Origin of the sequence: Shimia thalassica (assembly GCF_001458215.1) — a bacterium.
Classification (GTDB): domain Bacteria; phylum Pseudomonadota; class Alphaproteobacteria; order Rhodobacterales; family Rhodobacteraceae; genus Shimia; species Shimia thalassica.
In genome coordinates, this window is the sequence record NZ_CYTW01000001.1 from 56,646 (window position 1) to 72,130 (window position 15,485).

The following is a 15,485-nucleotide window of genomic DNA, read 5'->3' on the forward strand; positions in this document are numbered from 1 at the left end:
CGTGAGCAGATGAAGCGCAGCATTTGGAAGATAACGGGTGTGATTATCGCCCTGACAGGGTTCGCCATGACGGCAAGTGCACAACCCGGCCCTCCGGGAATGCCTGCGCCGTCAGGTCCGGTTGAGGTCGGTGTGATCGCGGCCACCTTGCAAGAGGTGCCCCGTGTTGTGACCTCGCCAGGACGGGCTGTTGCGTATCAGGATGTTGAGGTGCGTCCGCGTGTCGGGGGCGTTGTTGAAGAAATCCTCTATGCCCCGGGGCAATCGCTTGAGGTCGGAGCGCCGCTGTTCCGGATCGACGACTCCTCTTACCTTGCGGCTGTGGCCACGGCCCGCTCGAATCTTGCCACCGCCGAAGCCAACCTGCCCGTCTTGCAAGCGGCCTACACCCGGGCCGAGGCATTGTCTGGACGTGGATATACAGAGGCCGAGGTTGAAACTGCCCGTGCCAGCCTTGCCGAAGCCGAAGCGATCCTCGTCTCATCGCAAGCGGCTTTGGACTATGCGCTGACCGAACTGTCCTGGACCACGCTCAAAAGCCCGATTGAAGGGCGCGCGGATGTGGCAACGGTTTCGGTTGGGGATCTGGTGACCGCAGGACAGACCGACGCGCTCACAACTCTCGTCAGGTCCGACCCGATCTATGTGGACATGATCGAGGCGAGCACGCGTGTTCTGTCGGTGCGCAAGGACATTCACAATGGCATCTTGAAAGAGAACGATGCGTTGAAGGCGACATTGACGCTTGAAAACGGAGATGTCTTTCGTGGCACGGGGCAGTTGGTGACACCGGGAAACTATGTCTCGACAACAACTGGCACCGTGACGGTCCGCTTTAAATTCGACAATCCGCATCACGTGATTATTCCGGGCATGTTTGTGCGTGGCACGATCACTCTTGGCACCATGCAGGCCTATCTCGTGCCGCAGCGCGCAGCGACGCGCGACAATTCCGGCCTCTTGACCGCTTACATCGTGGCCGAAGACGGCACAGCGCAGCAAGTGACGCTTGAGGACGACGGCAGTTATGAAAACGCTTGGATCGTTCGCGATGGCCTGAGTGAGGGCGATCAACTGATTGTGGACGGGCTGTCCTCCATCAGACCGGGCCAAGAGGTTCAACCTGTCGCGGCGATGATCGATGAAGATGGTCTCGTGCGCGATGCACCCACTCCAGTCAAAGAGGATTGATCCGTGGCCTCTTTCTTTATTCACCGCCCCGTTTTCGCGTGGGTGCTTGCCATTGGGTGATGGTTCTGGGGGCGTTCAGCGTCGTCAGCCTGCCAATCTCGCAATATCCTGATATCGCGCCGACAACCGTGCGGATCAGTGCGTCTTATACAGGGGCCTCGGCCGAGACGGTCGAAAACTCGGTGACAACAGTCATTGAAAGCGGCCTGACAGGGCTCGAGGGGCTCACATATATGACGTCCAGCTCAAGCGAAGGCGCGTCGAGCATCTCTTTGACTTTTGACGACAGCGTTGATCCGGACATGGCGCAGGTTCAGGTGCAAAACAAATTGCAACTGGTGGAATCGCAACTGCCCGACACCGTGACAAATTCCGGCGTTTCCGTCACACGCTCGACCAGCTCTTTTCTTCTGGTCGGCGCGTTGGTCAGCGAAGACGACAGGTATACCTCGCTGGAACTGGGCGACATGCTCAGCAGCACCATTCAGGATGCGGTGCAGCGCACCGAAGGCGTTGGGTCGGTCAATATTTTCGGCACCGAATACGCGATGCGCATCTGGTTGAACCCTGCGCGCCTGTATCAATACCAACTGACGCCCAATGACGTGACCGCGGCAGTCTCCAAACAAAACACCAACGTCACAGTAGGCAGTCTGGGGGCGCAGCCCGTCAACAAAGGCCAGCAATTTACGGTCTCGCTGTCTGCGCAATCCCAGCTTGAGACCGTCGAAGACTTTGAAAAAATCCTGTTGAAGGCAAACACGGACGGCTCGGCCATTCTTCTGGCGGATGTGGCTACGGTTGAACTGGCCGAAGAAGACTATGGCAGCGTCAGCCGCTATGACGGTCATCCGGCGGCGGGGTTCGGCGTGAACCTGTCCACCGGCGCGAACGCAGTCGATACCGCCGAGGCCGTGCGCAACGTTGTGAATGGTCTGTCATTGGCTTTGCCGACGGGTGTGACCGTGGAATGCCCGTATGACACCTCGCCCTTTGTCGAACAGTCTATCGAGCAAGTCTATCACACGCTGCTCGAGGCGATTGTTCTGGTTTTTCTGGTGATCTTCCTGTTCCTCCAAAGCTGGCGTGCAACGCTGATCCCGACGATTGCGGTGCCTGTTGTTTTGCTGGGGACATTTGGGGTTTTGGCGGCTTTCGGTATGTCGATCAATACCCTGTCCATGTTTGCGCTGGTGCTGGCCATCGGGTTGCTTGTGGATGACGCCATTGTCGTGGTCGAGAATGTCGAACGCGTGATGGAAGAAGACGGGCTTGATGCGGTTGCGGCCACAGAAAAAAGTATGGGCGAAATCTCGACCGCGCTGGTTGGTATGGTGCTGGTTCTGTCAGCCGTTTTCCTACCGATGGCCTTTATGTCCGGATCGACAGGCGTGATCTATAAACAGTTCTCGGTCACGATCATTTCGGCCATGGTGCTGTCGTTGTTTGTGGCGCTGATCCTGACACCTGCAATGTGCGCTCAGCTTCTTAAGCCGTCGCAGAACAAACAGCCCGTCGCACCGCTGCGCTGGTTCAACGAAAGCCTCGAACGCCTGACAGGGCGGTATGGCGCGGTGGTCGAACGGTTTTCGCTGCGTCCTTACCGGATGATTCTGGTGTTGGGGCTGGTGGCTGGCGGGGCCTATGTGATCTTTGATCGCTTGCCTTCGTCGTTTCTGCCAACCGAAGATCAGGGCGTGCTGATGACGATTGTCGAACTGCCCCAAGGATCAACACTGCAGCAAACCGAGAACACAGTCGCTGAGATCGAGCTCTATCTGCTGACCGAGGAAACAGACGCCGTGGACAGCGTGTTCTCGAACCTCGGGTTCAGCTTTAGCGGGACGTCTCAAAACTATGCGATGATGTTTATCCGGCTCAAGGATTACGACGACCGTCCGGGCCAGGATGCCGCTGATCTGATGATTCGCACGAACAGCGCCTTCTTTCAATCGCGTCTGGGCAGCATTTTTGTGCTGCAACCACCAGCCATTCAAGGGCTGGGGACAACGTCGGGCTTTACGATGTACCTGGTTGATCAGGCTGGCGCAGGTCAGGAAGCATTGAGCGCTGCAGCGGATCAGCTTGTGATCAAAGGCCAGCAGGACGGGCGCGTGTCAAACCTGCGCGGCAATAACGAGGCGACCGAACCTGCCTTGAAATTGCAGATCGACCAGCAAAAGGCCGAGGCCTTGGGCGTTTCTCTGTCGGATGTGAACACGATGTTGTCGACAACGTTTTCGGGATCATACGTCAATGATTTCCCGCTTGGGAATGATCTGCGCGAGGTGATCGTGCAGGGCGATGCACAATGGCGCATGCAGCCCGAGGACATCGATCACTGGTATGTGCGCAACGACGGATCCGAAATGGTGCCCCTCTCGGCGTTTGTCAGCCAGGAATGGGAAACCATCACGCCCAAGCTGGCCCGATATGGCGGAACCCGCGCGCTCGAGATTTCCGGCGAAGCCGCACGCGGCCTCAGTTCGGGCGACGCAATGGAGGCAATGGAGCAGCTGACGGCCGATCTGGATGGCTCTTATGCCGCTGCGTGGACCGGTCTAAGCTATCAAGAAAGACTGTCAGGGGACCAAGAAGCGATCCTTTATACGCTGTCTGCCTTGGTGGTGTTTCTCTGTCTCGCCGCTCTTTACGAAAGCTGGACCGTGCCCTTTGCGGTGATGCTGTCGGTTCCGATCGGCATTCTGGGCGCGCTGGTTGCAACATGGGTTTTCGGGCAATCCAATGACGTCTATTTCAAGGTCGGGTTGCCGACCACGATCGGTCTCGCCGCCCGAAACGCCATTCTGATCGTCGAATTTGCTGAAACCTTGAGGTCAGAAGGCAAGACCTTGCTCGAGGCTACAAGTGCGGCGTCCCGCCTGCGTCTGCGACCCATCCTTATGACTGCGCTGACTTTCGGCATCGGCATTACGCCATTGGTTCTGGCCTCGGGGGCGGGTGCGAATGCGCAGAAATCAATCGGGACCGGAATGCTGGGCGGGATTATTTTTACGTCGGTCATCGGGATTGTGATGGTGCCCGTTTTCTATGTTGCAGTGATCAAAACCACGGGCCTGTTCCGTGCGCGAATGGAGGCAAATCAGTGAAACCTTATTACCTTTTGATGGGGCTGCTTGTGGCTGGTTGTGCCGTTGGTCCTGATTATCAACGCCCCGAGGTTTCCATGCAGACCCGCTTTGCGACGGGCAATGCCGAATCAATCGGCGCGGTTGCCATGGAACAATGGTGGCTGAGTTATCAGGATGCGACGCTGAACCAGTACGTGACGCGGGGGCTGGCGCAAAACCTTGATGTCATGTCCGCGACCGAGGCCATACGTCAGGCACAGGCCGAACTGCGTAAAACAGGCCTGAATTCTGCGTTGGACGGGTCCCTCACCGGATCGACCAAGCGGTTTGGAGGCGATGTTACCGGTGGGTCCAGCACAATCGACAGCGCCGAACTGGGGGCTTCCTTGGTGATCGATCTGTTCGGAGGTATCCAGCGTGAACGCGAAGCCGCCAAGGCATCGTTGACCAGTGCGCGCGCCGAAGCGGAAACTGTCAGGCTGGCTTGGTTGGCCGAGCTTCTCTCGGCCTATTCGAACGCGCGATACTATCAGGAAATGCTGGCCCTGACCCGCACAACAATCGATGCACGACAAGAGACGGTCGATATCACCGACAGCCAACTGGCTGCGGGCGCGACTACGGAATACGAGGTCGCCGAGGCGCGGGCTTTGCTTTCGACGGCACAGGCGGGATTGCCGCAATATGCAGCCCTGTTTGATGCCAATGTCTATGCCATGGCGACGCTTCTTAACGAGCCGGCCGGCCCGATAATGACCCAGATGCAAAAGGGGGCGCCGCAATTACGCACGCCCGGTGGTGCGCGCAGCGGTGTGCCAGCGGATTTGTTGCGCAATCGTCCCGATGTGCGCAGCGCCGAAGCAAACCTGGCTGCGTCGGTTGCCGAGGTTGGCGTGGCCGAGGCTGCTCTCTATCCCTCCCTGTCACTGACCGGCACGGTGGGGCGCACGCAAAGCGTCAATTCATGGAGCTTTGGTCCGGAATTGTCGCTGCCTGTGTTTAATCAGGGGCAGTTGCGTGCCTCGCGCGATGCACAGCTGTCCGTGGCCAAACAATCCGAAATCGCATGGCGCGCGTCCGTTTTGGCCGCCGTCGAAGATGTGCAGGTGGCCCAGTCGAATCTGACCCGCTATCGCCAGCGGGCAAAGTTGTTGAGAACAGCGGCAGATGAATACGGGCGGGCTTTGGAACTGGCCCAACAAAACTATCGAAGTGGGGCAACCACGTTGTTGGATCTGCTTGAAACGGACCGGAATACCGCCTCGGCCAGAATTGCAGCCGCTTCTGCCGTGAATGATGCTGCGCAGTCGTGGGCGACATTGAAGATTGCAACAGGCGCAGGGGCCGGTGCGACCGGAGCCAACAGCAACTGACCCTCTCCTGCACTTGGGGCAAAGCATGTAACAAAAAGCCCCTCTGATTGCATTTAGGTTTGCAATCAGAGGGGCGAAACAGCGCGAGCCAAAGAACAGCCGCTTAGTTTGTGAACTTTTGCTGGAATTCGCGAATGCGCGCGGCATTCACGCCTTGGTCGCTTCGTCCGATCCTCGATACACTCCGCATGTCAACGCGGCTGCCTTGTCCCGCTGGGGAAACCACCAGGACAACATCATCAGCAAAGTAGAACACCGAGGTGCGCGCGACAGCTTCAAGCCGGCGGCGGGCGGTGTCATAGGCCATCACATCCCACTTCATCTCTTTTGCAACGTCCAGAGCCCGCGCGAATGCGTTATCGGGCGACAGGTCTGTGTCCAAGGGCATGATGTCAGGGTATCCGGCGGCTTGCGCCGCGGCGAGTTCGGGCCCCCCATAAACGAGTGTGTTTTTTGCACCGGCACGTGTTTCATCAATCATTTCGAACAGGGGCGGGTTCAGGGTATCGGTTGAAATGTCGTGGATCGGCGGGGCACGCAGTGGCGGGTTCAGCGTTCCGATAATCAAAGGCGCAAGACAGGCCGCGCCAATGAGCGCCGCAATAGCGCCTGCAAGGACGCCCCTTGGTTCCTTGCGTTTCAAATGGACGAGGATTGCCACCAAGCCAAGGCCCGCAATGATGGCGCCCATTGGGTTAAAGTATGTGCGATACAATCCAAATCCGACGATTGGCTGCCAAAGCCCCAAACGGGTGCCAAGCAACACAACCGCCACAGCGGCAATGCCAGCCAATGCCGCAAAAATGGCAATCCTTCCAACATATTTCATCTGTCTTTTGTCCTTCTTTGCAGTCCGGCATATGACGCGGGTGACGGTCATCGCATCGGGTGGGCGCATATCACACTACGAACACCCTGTGGGTGGGGTTGTCTTTGGGCCGTTTGGTGGGTGGTTTTAATGTGGTGGCGTGGCCTGTTTTCGTCTTATGAGGCTGCTTGCAACCGGAACGGGCGGCGTTACCGCGTTGAAACTGTGGTCGATTGTAGTACTCAAGTGTATGGATACTACAATTTAGTTTGGATGCAAACTAAATTGGGTGCAAAGGATACACGATGACTCAGCATGCACATTTTCATGCCTTGCTTCACAGCGCGGATTTGCTTGAAAAACGTTTGACCGAAAGGCTCGCGCCGTTAGGCGTGCGACCACGACAAGCGCGTATTCTTGTTGCGATTGATGTCATTGGCCCAACGTCACAGACCATTTTGGCAAGCGAATTTGACATCACCAAAGGCAGCATGAGCACCATGATCGACAGGCTATTGAGCCTTGATCTTGTTGCGCGTGAAAAAAGCAAGACCGACATGCGGGGTGACATCGTATCTCTGACCACTAAAGGGACGGCCTTGATCGCAGACATCCACGACGCCTGGAGCGACATGGATGTTATTATGGAAGAGGCACTTGGCGTGGATAAAAAGCAAAAATTGTGCACGCTTGCCCGTGAATTGGTTATGGCGCTTGGCGGAAAAATTCCCGGCAAAAGATGAAACCATAGAGCCGGGATGACGTCCGTCAGTTCCGCTTTCATATGGCGCGGCACTTGTGTGGGTTTGGGTGCTTTCAGAAGAAACTAGTTTTGATCACAGGATACAATCAGGCCAGAGGAGTGTTCTCGGCCAAGTCATCGACGGGCGAAGATATGTCTGATTTCACGGCGATGCAGGCAACAGGGTCACGTACATTATGAAGCTCGACAGAGCCCAAATGCGTGGTCTTGCACGCGGGCACATCAAAGTCGGCTGTGGCCACGATCCGATGCCCTACTTTTTTGCCGTGATCCCCAAGTCGCGCAGCAACATTGGCCGCATGCCCGATAACGGTAAAATCGAGGCGTTCGCGCGACCCGACATTGCCATAGGTGACACGACCATAGGCAAGGCCGATGGAGCAGTCGCATCCGCGTTGCGTATGGGACAACTCACCCAGTCTGGCAACGATTTCGCGCGCCGATTCCATCGCGTCGGCGCGGGCTTTGTCAGCCGAGCCATCGTCCGGAAACACCGCCAGAACAGCATCTCCAATGAATTTGAGAACTTCTCCGCCGTGTTCCTGAACCGTATCAGTGACTGTTTCAAAGAACAGGTTCAGGCGATCGATGTAGCTGGATTGGCCAAGGTCGGTAACAAGGCGGCTTGATTCACGCAGATCGCAAAACATGATCGCGGCATCAATTTCGTCTCCATCCCCCCGCCGGATATCACCGCCAAGAACGCGGGCACCGGTGCGTTTGCCAACATACGTCTCGAGCAACCCTTGCGCATTTTCACGCTGATTGAAAACTTCGAACAGGCGGCTGATGATGGCGCTGCATTCAAACACCAATCCAAGGTTCGGCGTGGTAAAGCCATCGGGGTGATCACAGGTCAGGGTCAAAACATTGGTTTGGCCATCAGAGAACTGTAAGGGCATCGCAACATAATCGGTTGCGCCTTCTTTCTTCAGGTCCCGAATAATGGGGTAGCGATCTTCGTCATTTTCGACGCCAATTTTTTGGCGCACCCCGCCCAGCCCTTTAGAGACATGGTCCAGCGGGCTACCGACAAAGGCAGGGTGGTCGTAAATCTCATAAGATGGCGCATAGGTTGTTATCTCTTCCGCGCCTTTGTTCCAAATGTAATGGCGACCGGCGATCTGTGGGTGCAATGACCAAATCATTACGGACAGGCGTGAAATTGCGATTCCGTTTTCGAGCAGCTTGTCAGACAACGCCACGGTGAGGTCTTCTGGCGTTTTGCTGCGCCATGCCTCTCGCAACAGCCAATCAACCAAGGGGCCGCTGATATGGCTGCTGGTTTCGTCCTGAAGCGTGTTCTCTCCCAAATCGATGCGTGTATGGTCATCCCGTGAAAACCCGACATATCCACCGATTCCGACACTTTCCGGCAAGGGGCTGTCATAGCTCCATGTGCCATTTGGAACTGTTTGACCGTCAACGGCCATATCACGATAGGTGGCAGTGCCTTTAAAGGGACAAAAGGTTTGCAGGTCGGACGGGGCCGAAAGATCGGCGCGCACATCCTTGAGCGGAAAATAGATTGTGGGCGGCAGGCGCGTTTCATACATGACTTTGGCCTGCGTGCTTTCGGCCAGAAGGGTTCCATCCCGCCACGCCCGCACAACGCCGTCAATCGGATCAATTCGGATTTGGTAGTCCTGTGAAAACTCACGGATAGGCGCGCCCATAAACCAGTCCCTCAATGTTCCTAGAGGGTATTAAGATGAGGGTCGCGACACAATTTGCCAAGGGGGCGGGCATCACCTTTGTGTGCCCACCCTGTACTCGGGCTTACAAAACGCGGATCACGTCCTTGTCGATAGACAGCATATAACCTTTGCGTGCGATGTTTTTGACCAACAGTTCACTGACCAACTGGTTCCCCAAAGAATCACGCAATCGCTTGATGCGGGTCGCGCCCGCAGCTTCTTCGCAGTCGGTTTCCGGTTTGCCAGAAATCATGGCCTCGATCTGAACGCCGGAAAGCATGTCGTCATCCATGCGCGCCTCTGCCAAAACCGAGAGCGTTTCCATGGCGGCTTCTGTCAGTTTGAAACCCATATTGTTCAGATATACGGCTTTTTCCTCGCGACTGATCAGCAGGGAATTCACTTGGATCCCCGAATGCTCGATCGCGGCCATCCGGCGATTCATAACGATGAGCATCACAAGAAAGACCATCGCAGCAACTAGCATGCCCGTGGCGAAAACCAGCAGGGCAAAGATGACCATGCGATAGCTGCTAAGCGTCTCGGAAAAAGCCGTGCCGGACTGGGCCAGAATTTCCAAAAGCTTGATCTCGGCCTGACCGGTCAGATCGTCGTTTTCCAAAAACAACTGTTCGACGCGCGCATTAAAGGCATTGGCGTCGGGCAATGACAAAAACAACAAAACGGCGGCCAGAACCAGAAGGGCGATAATCCCTGCCAGCCCAAGACCAACAACCCGTGTGCCGTGCCGGCGGGCCTCAATAGCGGAGATAGAACTGTCCGGCATTGGCATCCTTTCCGGCAAGCTTGGAGGCATCAAAGACCGACAAGACGTTTAAAAGGGTCCAGCCATCTCGGGCGATGCGGCCTGCAACTTCGGATTTCGCTGAGGCTTTGCTGCACCCGTTGTACAGCTGAACGACGCCATAGTGCAGTTTGAGCGGGTTGTCTTTTTTGGCTTTGTAGTCGGCAAAACAATCGGCCGCCGCCGCGGGCGAGGCCAGCGCAGCACCAGCCACCAAAGCCATTATCATGAGTTTCTGTTTCATGGGGCCAAGTTGCGCGCAAATCGGATGATATTCAATAACAACTGGGGATTTTGCGTGGTGATATTCGATAACAGGCGCCTGATATTGCCTGTCTTTCGGTGTCCCGCCGATGTTGAGGACAGCCGCCCGGCAGTGATGCGGGGCACGTCTTTAAATCGAAAGGAAATGCACATGTCCTCCCTGTCAATCTCGCGCAAGTTTATCCTGTCCATTGTTTCTGCTGCGGTTGCGGTCACCGCCCTCAGTGCCCGCCCTGCCTCGGCTCTGTCAGATGAAGATGCGGCCAAACTTGTTTTCGGGGCTGCGGCGTTGTTCATGATCGGTAAAGCGATTGATGACCATGACAAACCTGCACGCGTGACCCGCCAGCAGCACTATCACCCCCAACCCCAGCGCGTGCGCCCGCAGCCACGCCACACACACGCAGCACCCCATGTTGCAAGACCAACCCCGCGTCCGCTGCCCCAGCGTGCCCGCGAGAGCTATAAATCCTATGTGCCGCGTGGATGTGTTCGCAAATTTGAAACCAACCGCAAGGGACATGTGTCGATGCTCGGTGAGCGTTGCATCAAGGAACACTACCCACAGGCGCATCTGTTGCCCAAGACATGTAAAACCCGCATTCACACTCCGGCCTATGGGGTTGTGAAGGGATATGACCAGCGTTGCCTGAAAGACAAAGGTTTCAAACTGACACGTCGTAAATAAGTATCGAGCAGAAGGCGGCGTCAGATCGCCTCAAGCCCGGTGTGCCATTGGCCGCCGGGCTTTTTACTTGCAAGGGGTCCTTGGGTCCTGTTTGTCAGGGCTATGACTGGACCTGATTATTCTTATGAGCAAGCAGCACTGGCACGCGGCGCGACGCGCGTTGCCGGCGTAGACGAAGTGGGGCGTGGCCCTTTGGCGGGGCCTGTGACGGCGGCGGCCGTTGTACTCGATCCCGACAACATTCCACCGGGGATGAACGACTCGAAAGTTTTGAGCGCGAAAAAGCGCGAAGCTTTGTACGACGTGATCCTGGCCGTGGCGGACGTGTCCATCGCCCATGCCAGCGTCGAGGAAATCGACGACCTCAATATTTTGCGGGCCAGCCATCTTGCGATGGAGCGGGCGGTCGCAGGATTGAAAACGGCACCGGACCATTTGCTGATTGATGGCAACATGATCCCTCGCGGCCTGACCGGTTCGACAGAAGCGGTGATCAAAGGAGATGCAAAATCTCTTTCGATTTCAGCGGCTTCAATTGTGGCGAAAATATGTCGGGACCGGATCATGTGGGATTTGGCGCAACAGTTCCCTGGTTACGGATGGGAAACAAACGCCGGTTATCCATCTAAAAGTCACAGGGAAGCGCTGCAAAATCTTGGGGTAACCCCACACCATAGACGTTCGTTCAAGCCGGTGCACAATATCTTGTATCAAGAGTAAATCGCAACCTACTGATTCAAAAAAGAAATTGACGAAGAATCAGGTTTGACTCATCTTTGTCTTAACCAAAGAGCGCAAAAAATTGTGCCGGTTTATTGAGGCAGAGAATGAAGACTATGACCAAAAGCAAGGGCGCAGCTGCGCTCCCTCTAAACACGATTCTTGATGGCGACTGTATCGAAATGATGAACAGTCTGCCGGAAAACTCGATCGATCTGATCTTTGCAGACCCCCCCTATAACCTTCAGTTGAAGGGGGATTTGCACCGTCCTGACAATTCCAAAGTGGATGCTGTTGATGACGAGTGGGACCAGTTCTCGAGCTTTGCTGCGTATGACAAATTTACCCGTGAATGGCTCAAGGCGGCACGCCGTCTTCTCAAACCGAATGGTGCCATTTGGGTTATCGGATCATACCACAACATCTTCCGCATGGGGGCCGAACTTCAGAATCAGGGTTTCTGGATTTTGAACGATGTGGTTTGGCGCAAGTCGAACCCGATGCCAAACTTCCGCGGCAAGCGGTTCACCAATGCGCATGAGACCATGATCTGGGCCTCCAAAGAGGAAGGTGGCAAGTACACGTTCAACTATGAAGCTCTGAAATCGTTGAACGAAGGTATCCAGATGCGCTCTGACTGGGTGCTGCCGATCTGTACCGGTCATGAACGTCTGAAAGACGAGAACGGCGACAAGGCCCATCCGACGCAAAAACCCGAGAGCCTGCTGCACCGTGTGTTGGTGGGATCCACAAATCCGGGTGACGTTGTCCTCGACCCATTTTTCGGGACAGGCACAACTGGCGCAGTGGCAAAAATGCTCGGCCGTGACTTTATTGGGATTGAGCGCGAAGAGGCGTACCGCAAGGTCGCGACCAAACGCCTTGCCAATGTCCGGAAGTTTGATCGAGAAGCGTTGCAGGTTTCGACCAGCAAACGTGCCGAACCCCGCGTTCCATTTGGGCAACTGGTCGAACGCGGCATGCTGCGTCCGGGTGAAAGCCTTTATTCGAACAATGGTCGCCACAAGGCCAAGGTGCGCGCAGACGGCACCCTTATCGGGGATGACGTCAAAGGATCGATCCATCAGGTGGGTGCGCACCTTGAAGGCGCACCGAGCTGTAATGGCTGGACTTACTGGTCTTATCAGCGCGACGGCAAGAAAACCCCGATTGATCTGCTGCGTCAGCAGATTCGGGCCGAAATGGCCGATCGTCCAAACTAGTCTTTCTAAAAAACGACTTAAGAATACCGCCGGTGCCTGTGGACTGACTTACACAGGCGCCATGACTTGCCCCGCCGGCTCACGGCGGGGTTTTTTGGTGAGTGGTGTTCTGGAAAGCCGATAAGTCCATTTTGCCGCGTTAGAATGGTCGATTTTGACTTTAAAGACGCCACAGTGCCATTATCTTAGGCACAGGATCATTTAAGGCTTAAACGCATGGCGCGCCGATCGATTTCTTCCTTTTTCGAAGATCAGACCTACGAGTTGCCCGAACAGGGCACACCAGAATACGAATACACCGAGCAGGTTCTTGAGCGCCACAAACGCGAAGGTCTTTTTCTGGCTGTGCGCGCGCGTTGGGTTGCGATGGGCGTTGTTGCGATCCTTATGCTGTTCGTTGTTCCGTGGCCCGAGGTCATTTTCTATGAGTTCATCCTGCTGATCATCGCCTTCAACGGCTGGTTGATGCTGCGTGTCGGTAAAGTGGGACTGTCCCGTGCCGAGCTGGTCCTGATATTTCTGGATCTCACGGTCATGACGTTGGGCATGGTCGTGCCTAACCCGTTCAGTGATCACGCATGGCCGCAGGCGATGCAGTATCAGTTCGGTAACTTCAAATACTTCTTCATTTTGTTGGCGGCCGGAACTCTGGCCTATTCCTGGCGTACTGTGGTTGTGATCGGCACATGGACCGCAGGTTTGTGGACCTTTGCGCTGGTTGTGGGGTGGTGGTTTGCCGACCCCATGCCCGAGATCAGCCAAGCCGCCCAAGATGCTTATCCGAACTCTCCGCTTGGGTTTTTGATGGATCCGACGCAGTTCCACTTCAAGATGCGTGTTCAGGAAGTTGTTGTTTTCTTGCTGGTTGCGATCACCTTGGCGGTGTCTGTCAGACGGTTTAATCGTTTGCTGCGCTCTAACGCGGCTCTAGAACGCGAGCGGACCAACCTGTCGCGGTACTTTTCGCCAAATGTGGTGGAAGAACTCTCCAAAAATGATGAACCCTTGAAGCAAATTCGAAACCACGAAATTGCGGTTTTGTTTGTGGATATCGTGCATTTCACCGAATTTGCTTCTACGCGCGCACCCGAAGAAGTGATCGAGACATTGCGTGAATTCCACGGCCTGATGGAGGGCGCGGTTTTTGCGCACAACGGGACCTTGGATAAATATCTGGGGGACGGGTTGATGGCCACGTTTGGCACCCCAGAGCCAACCAAGCAGGACGCCATCAATGCCCTGAATTGTGTGCATGCGATGATGGAAGCCTTGGATGCGTGGAATGATGATCGCACCCGTCGCAACCTTCAGCCCCTGCGCGTGGGTTTTGGTGCCCACTACGGGCCTGCGGTTCTGGCCGATATCGGGGCCAACCGTCTGGAGTTTGCGGTGGTGGGTAATACAGTCAACGTTGCATCACGGCTCGAGGCGCTGACACGTGGTCTGAATGCACGGCTCGTCATTAGTGACGGCATGCGCCAAGAAGTCGTGGATGAAGGCGGGCACGCCTGTCTGGCTGGTCTGCGCCGCTTTGAAGAGCAGGATATCCGTGGCGTCGAACAAAAGCTGACGGTTTGGGCCTTTGAACGGCCTGCAGACCAGATGTAAAGGCCGCTTGATCCAAAACATCAACTAGACGGGTATGCGCGTCCTCGGCCCGTTATCGGGGCATGGGGTTCTTGGCCTTGTTGTAGCTGTGCCAATTCGTGATTTCGGGGTAGTACATCTGCCGCCACTTTCGCACACGCGGGTTCATGTAATGCTTCCAAACAGGCGGCATCATCGCCGCCATCGTCATGATGGGATAGCCATAAGGCAGTTGCGGGGCGTCGGCCTCTGTATAGTTCTGCAGCAAGGGGAACCGGCGGTCCGGCTTGTAGTGGTGATCCGAATGTCGCTGCAAATTGATCAATAACCAGTTTGATGCCTTGTGCGCGGCATTCCACGAATGGTGTGGTTTGACGTGTTCATATTTGCCTTCGCCCTGATGTTTGCGGGTAAGGCCATAATGCTCCACGTAATTCACCAGCTCGAGTTGCCAGATTGCGATGTAGGCTTGCCAGATGAACAGCAAAAGACCTTCCCATCCGCCGATCAGCAGCGCCAAAACCAACATCCCCGCTTGCAACGCCCAATAGCGGAAAAACGGGTTTGAGCTGTCCGTCCAGGGCAAATCCTTGCGGGCCAGCATGTCCTTTTCCGCTTTGAACGCCGAACGCAAAGATCCGATTAGAACACGCGGGAAAAAGCGGTGGAAGCCCTCGTTATAGCGGGCCGTCACGGGGTCACGAGGCGTGCCGACATAGCGGTGATGCACCAAAAGGTGTTCGCTTCGGAAATGGGAATACAGAACCATCGCCAACAGGATATCGCCCAACCAGCGTTCCCGTTTGTCTTTCTGATGCATCAGCTCGTGAGAATAATTGATGCCCACGGTTCCGGTCACCACCCCAACACCAAAGAACAGGCCGATTTTTCCGGCCATCGTCAGGTGTTCGGTGTGCGTAGCATACCAAAGCACCCCGAATAGTGTTGCGAATTGCAGGAAGGGCCAGATCAGCGTGACCAAACGGTACCAGAACAGATCGTCTTCCGTTGTGTCCAGATCTGCATTGGCAAGGTTCAACCCCAGCGCTGCGTCCAGCGCGGAGAAAAGATACCAGGTCGCAATGGGCACCAGAAGAACCCACCAGCCGCCCAGCCCCGCAACAATCCAGATGAGGGGAACGAGAAACAGAGACAGCCAAAAAGGCAGGGCGCTTTGCAGTTTGGCAACTTGCGAAGACGGGATCATGGTCACTCTCCAGAACAGGGCGCGCGCAGGTGCATAATGGGTCGATGGCCCACTGACTTCAATCACG

General features: G+C 55.8%; 12 protein-coding genes and 1 pseudogene. 8 read left to right on the plus strand and 5 right to left on the minus strand.

Features of this window, described 5'->3' with window-relative positions:
* The first annotated feature begins 9 nt into the window (after positions 1–9).
* The 3 genes and pseudogenes from PH7735_RS00200 (at position 10) to PH7735_RS00210 (ending at position 5,656) form a co-directional block, all read left to right on the plus strand.
* Positions 10–1,191, plus strand: coding sequence for an efflux RND transporter periplasmic adaptor subunit (locus PH7735_RS00200; protein ID WP_058309334.1), 1,182 nt, complete (start codon positions 10–12; stop codon positions 1,189–1,191).
* Positions 1,192–1,194: 3 nt separating this feature from the next.
* Positions 1,195–4,301: pseudogene (locus PH7735_RS00205) on the plus strand (efflux RND transporter permease subunit).
* Entirely contained in the window at positions 4,298–5,656 is a 1,359-nt protein-coding gene (locus PH7735_RS00210; protein WP_145865232.1) for an efflux transporter outer membrane subunit, read from the plus strand. The pseudogene PH7735_RS00205 and the gene PH7735_RS00210 overlap by 4 nt, the downstream one beginning before the upstream one ends.
* Positions 5,657–5,759: 103 nt before the next feature.
* Here the strand turns inward: PH7735_RS00210 and PH7735_RS00215 are convergent, their stop codons facing one another.
* Positions 5,760–6,485 carry a DUF1499 domain-containing protein gene (locus tag PH7735_RS00215; RefSeq protein ID WP_058309335.1) on the minus strand — a complete coding sequence of 242 codons (726 nt, stop codon included), beginning with the start codon at positions 6,483–6,485 and terminating at the stop codon, positions 5,760–5,762.
* Positions 6,486–6,769: 284 nt separating this feature from the next.
* Between PH7735_RS00215 and PH7735_RS00220 the strand changes: the two genes are divergently transcribed.
* Positions 6,770–7,207 carry a MarR family winged helix-turn-helix transcriptional regulator gene (locus tag PH7735_RS00220; protein WP_058309336.1) on the plus strand — a complete coding sequence of 146 codons (438 nt, stop codon included), beginning with the start codon at positions 6,770–6,772 and terminating at the stop codon, positions 7,205–7,207.
* A gap of 106 nt (positions 7,208–7,313) precedes the next feature.
* Here the strand turns inward: PH7735_RS00220 and PH7735_RS00225 are convergent, their stop codons facing one another.
* The 3 genes from PH7735_RS00225 to PH7735_RS00235 form a co-directional block, all read right to left on the minus strand.
* Positions 7,314–8,903 (minus strand): DUF427 domain-containing protein, encoded by a 1,590-nt coding sequence (locus PH7735_RS00225; protein WP_058309337.1) that lies wholly within the window; start codon positions 8,901–8,903, stop codon positions 7,314–7,316.
* A 103-nt stretch (positions 8,904–9,006) separates the two neighbouring features.
* A complete protein-coding gene (locus PH7735_RS00230) occupies positions 9,007–9,711 on the minus strand; it encodes a winged helix-turn-helix domain-containing protein (protein WP_058309338.1) in 705 nt (234 codons plus the stop codon).
* Positions 9,683–9,973 (minus strand): hypothetical protein, encoded by a 291-nt coding sequence (locus tag PH7735_RS00235; RefSeq protein ID WP_058309339.1) that lies wholly within the window; start codon positions 9,971–9,973, stop codon positions 9,683–9,685. The genes PH7735_RS00230 and PH7735_RS00235 overlap by 29 nt, the downstream gene beginning before the upstream one ends.
* 171 nt (positions 9,974–10,144) lie before the next feature.
* Between PH7735_RS00235 and PH7735_RS00240 the strand changes: the two genes are divergently transcribed.
* The 4 genes from PH7735_RS00240 to PH7735_RS00255 all read left to right on the plus strand — a co-directional run bounded on the left by PH7735_RS00240 (position 10,145) and on the right by PH7735_RS00255 (position 14,232).
* Positions 10,145–10,681 (plus strand): hypothetical protein, encoded by a 537-nt coding sequence (locus tag PH7735_RS00240; RefSeq protein WP_058309340.1) that lies wholly within the window; start codon positions 10,145–10,147, stop codon positions 10,679–10,681.
* 102 nt (positions 10,682–10,783) lie between these two features.
* A complete protein-coding gene (rnhB, locus tag PH7735_RS00245) occupies positions 10,784–11,401 on the plus strand; it encodes a ribonuclease HII (RefSeq protein WP_058309341.1) in 618 nt (205 codons plus the stop codon).
* A 107-nt stretch (positions 11,402–11,508) separates the two neighbouring features.
* Positions 11,509–12,624 (plus strand): site-specific DNA-methyltransferase, encoded by a 1,116-nt coding sequence (locus PH7735_RS00250; protein ID WP_058309342.1) that lies wholly within the window; start codon positions 11,509–11,511, stop codon positions 12,622–12,624.
* Between the two features lie 216 nt (positions 12,625–12,840).
* Complete coding sequence (locus tag PH7735_RS00255) at positions 12,841–14,232, plus strand: adenylate/guanylate cyclase domain-containing protein (protein ID WP_058309343.1); 1,392 nt, start codon at positions 12,841–12,843, stop codon at positions 14,230–14,232.
* A gap of 52 nt (positions 14,233–14,284) precedes the next feature.
* Here PH7735_RS00255 and PH7735_RS00260 read toward each other — a convergent pair whose 3' ends face one another.
* A complete protein-coding gene (locus PH7735_RS00260) occupies positions 14,285–15,418 on the minus strand; it encodes an alkane 1-monooxygenase (protein ID WP_058309344.1) in 1,134 nt (377 codons plus the stop codon).
* Between the last annotated feature and the right edge of the window lie 67 nt (positions 15,419–15,485).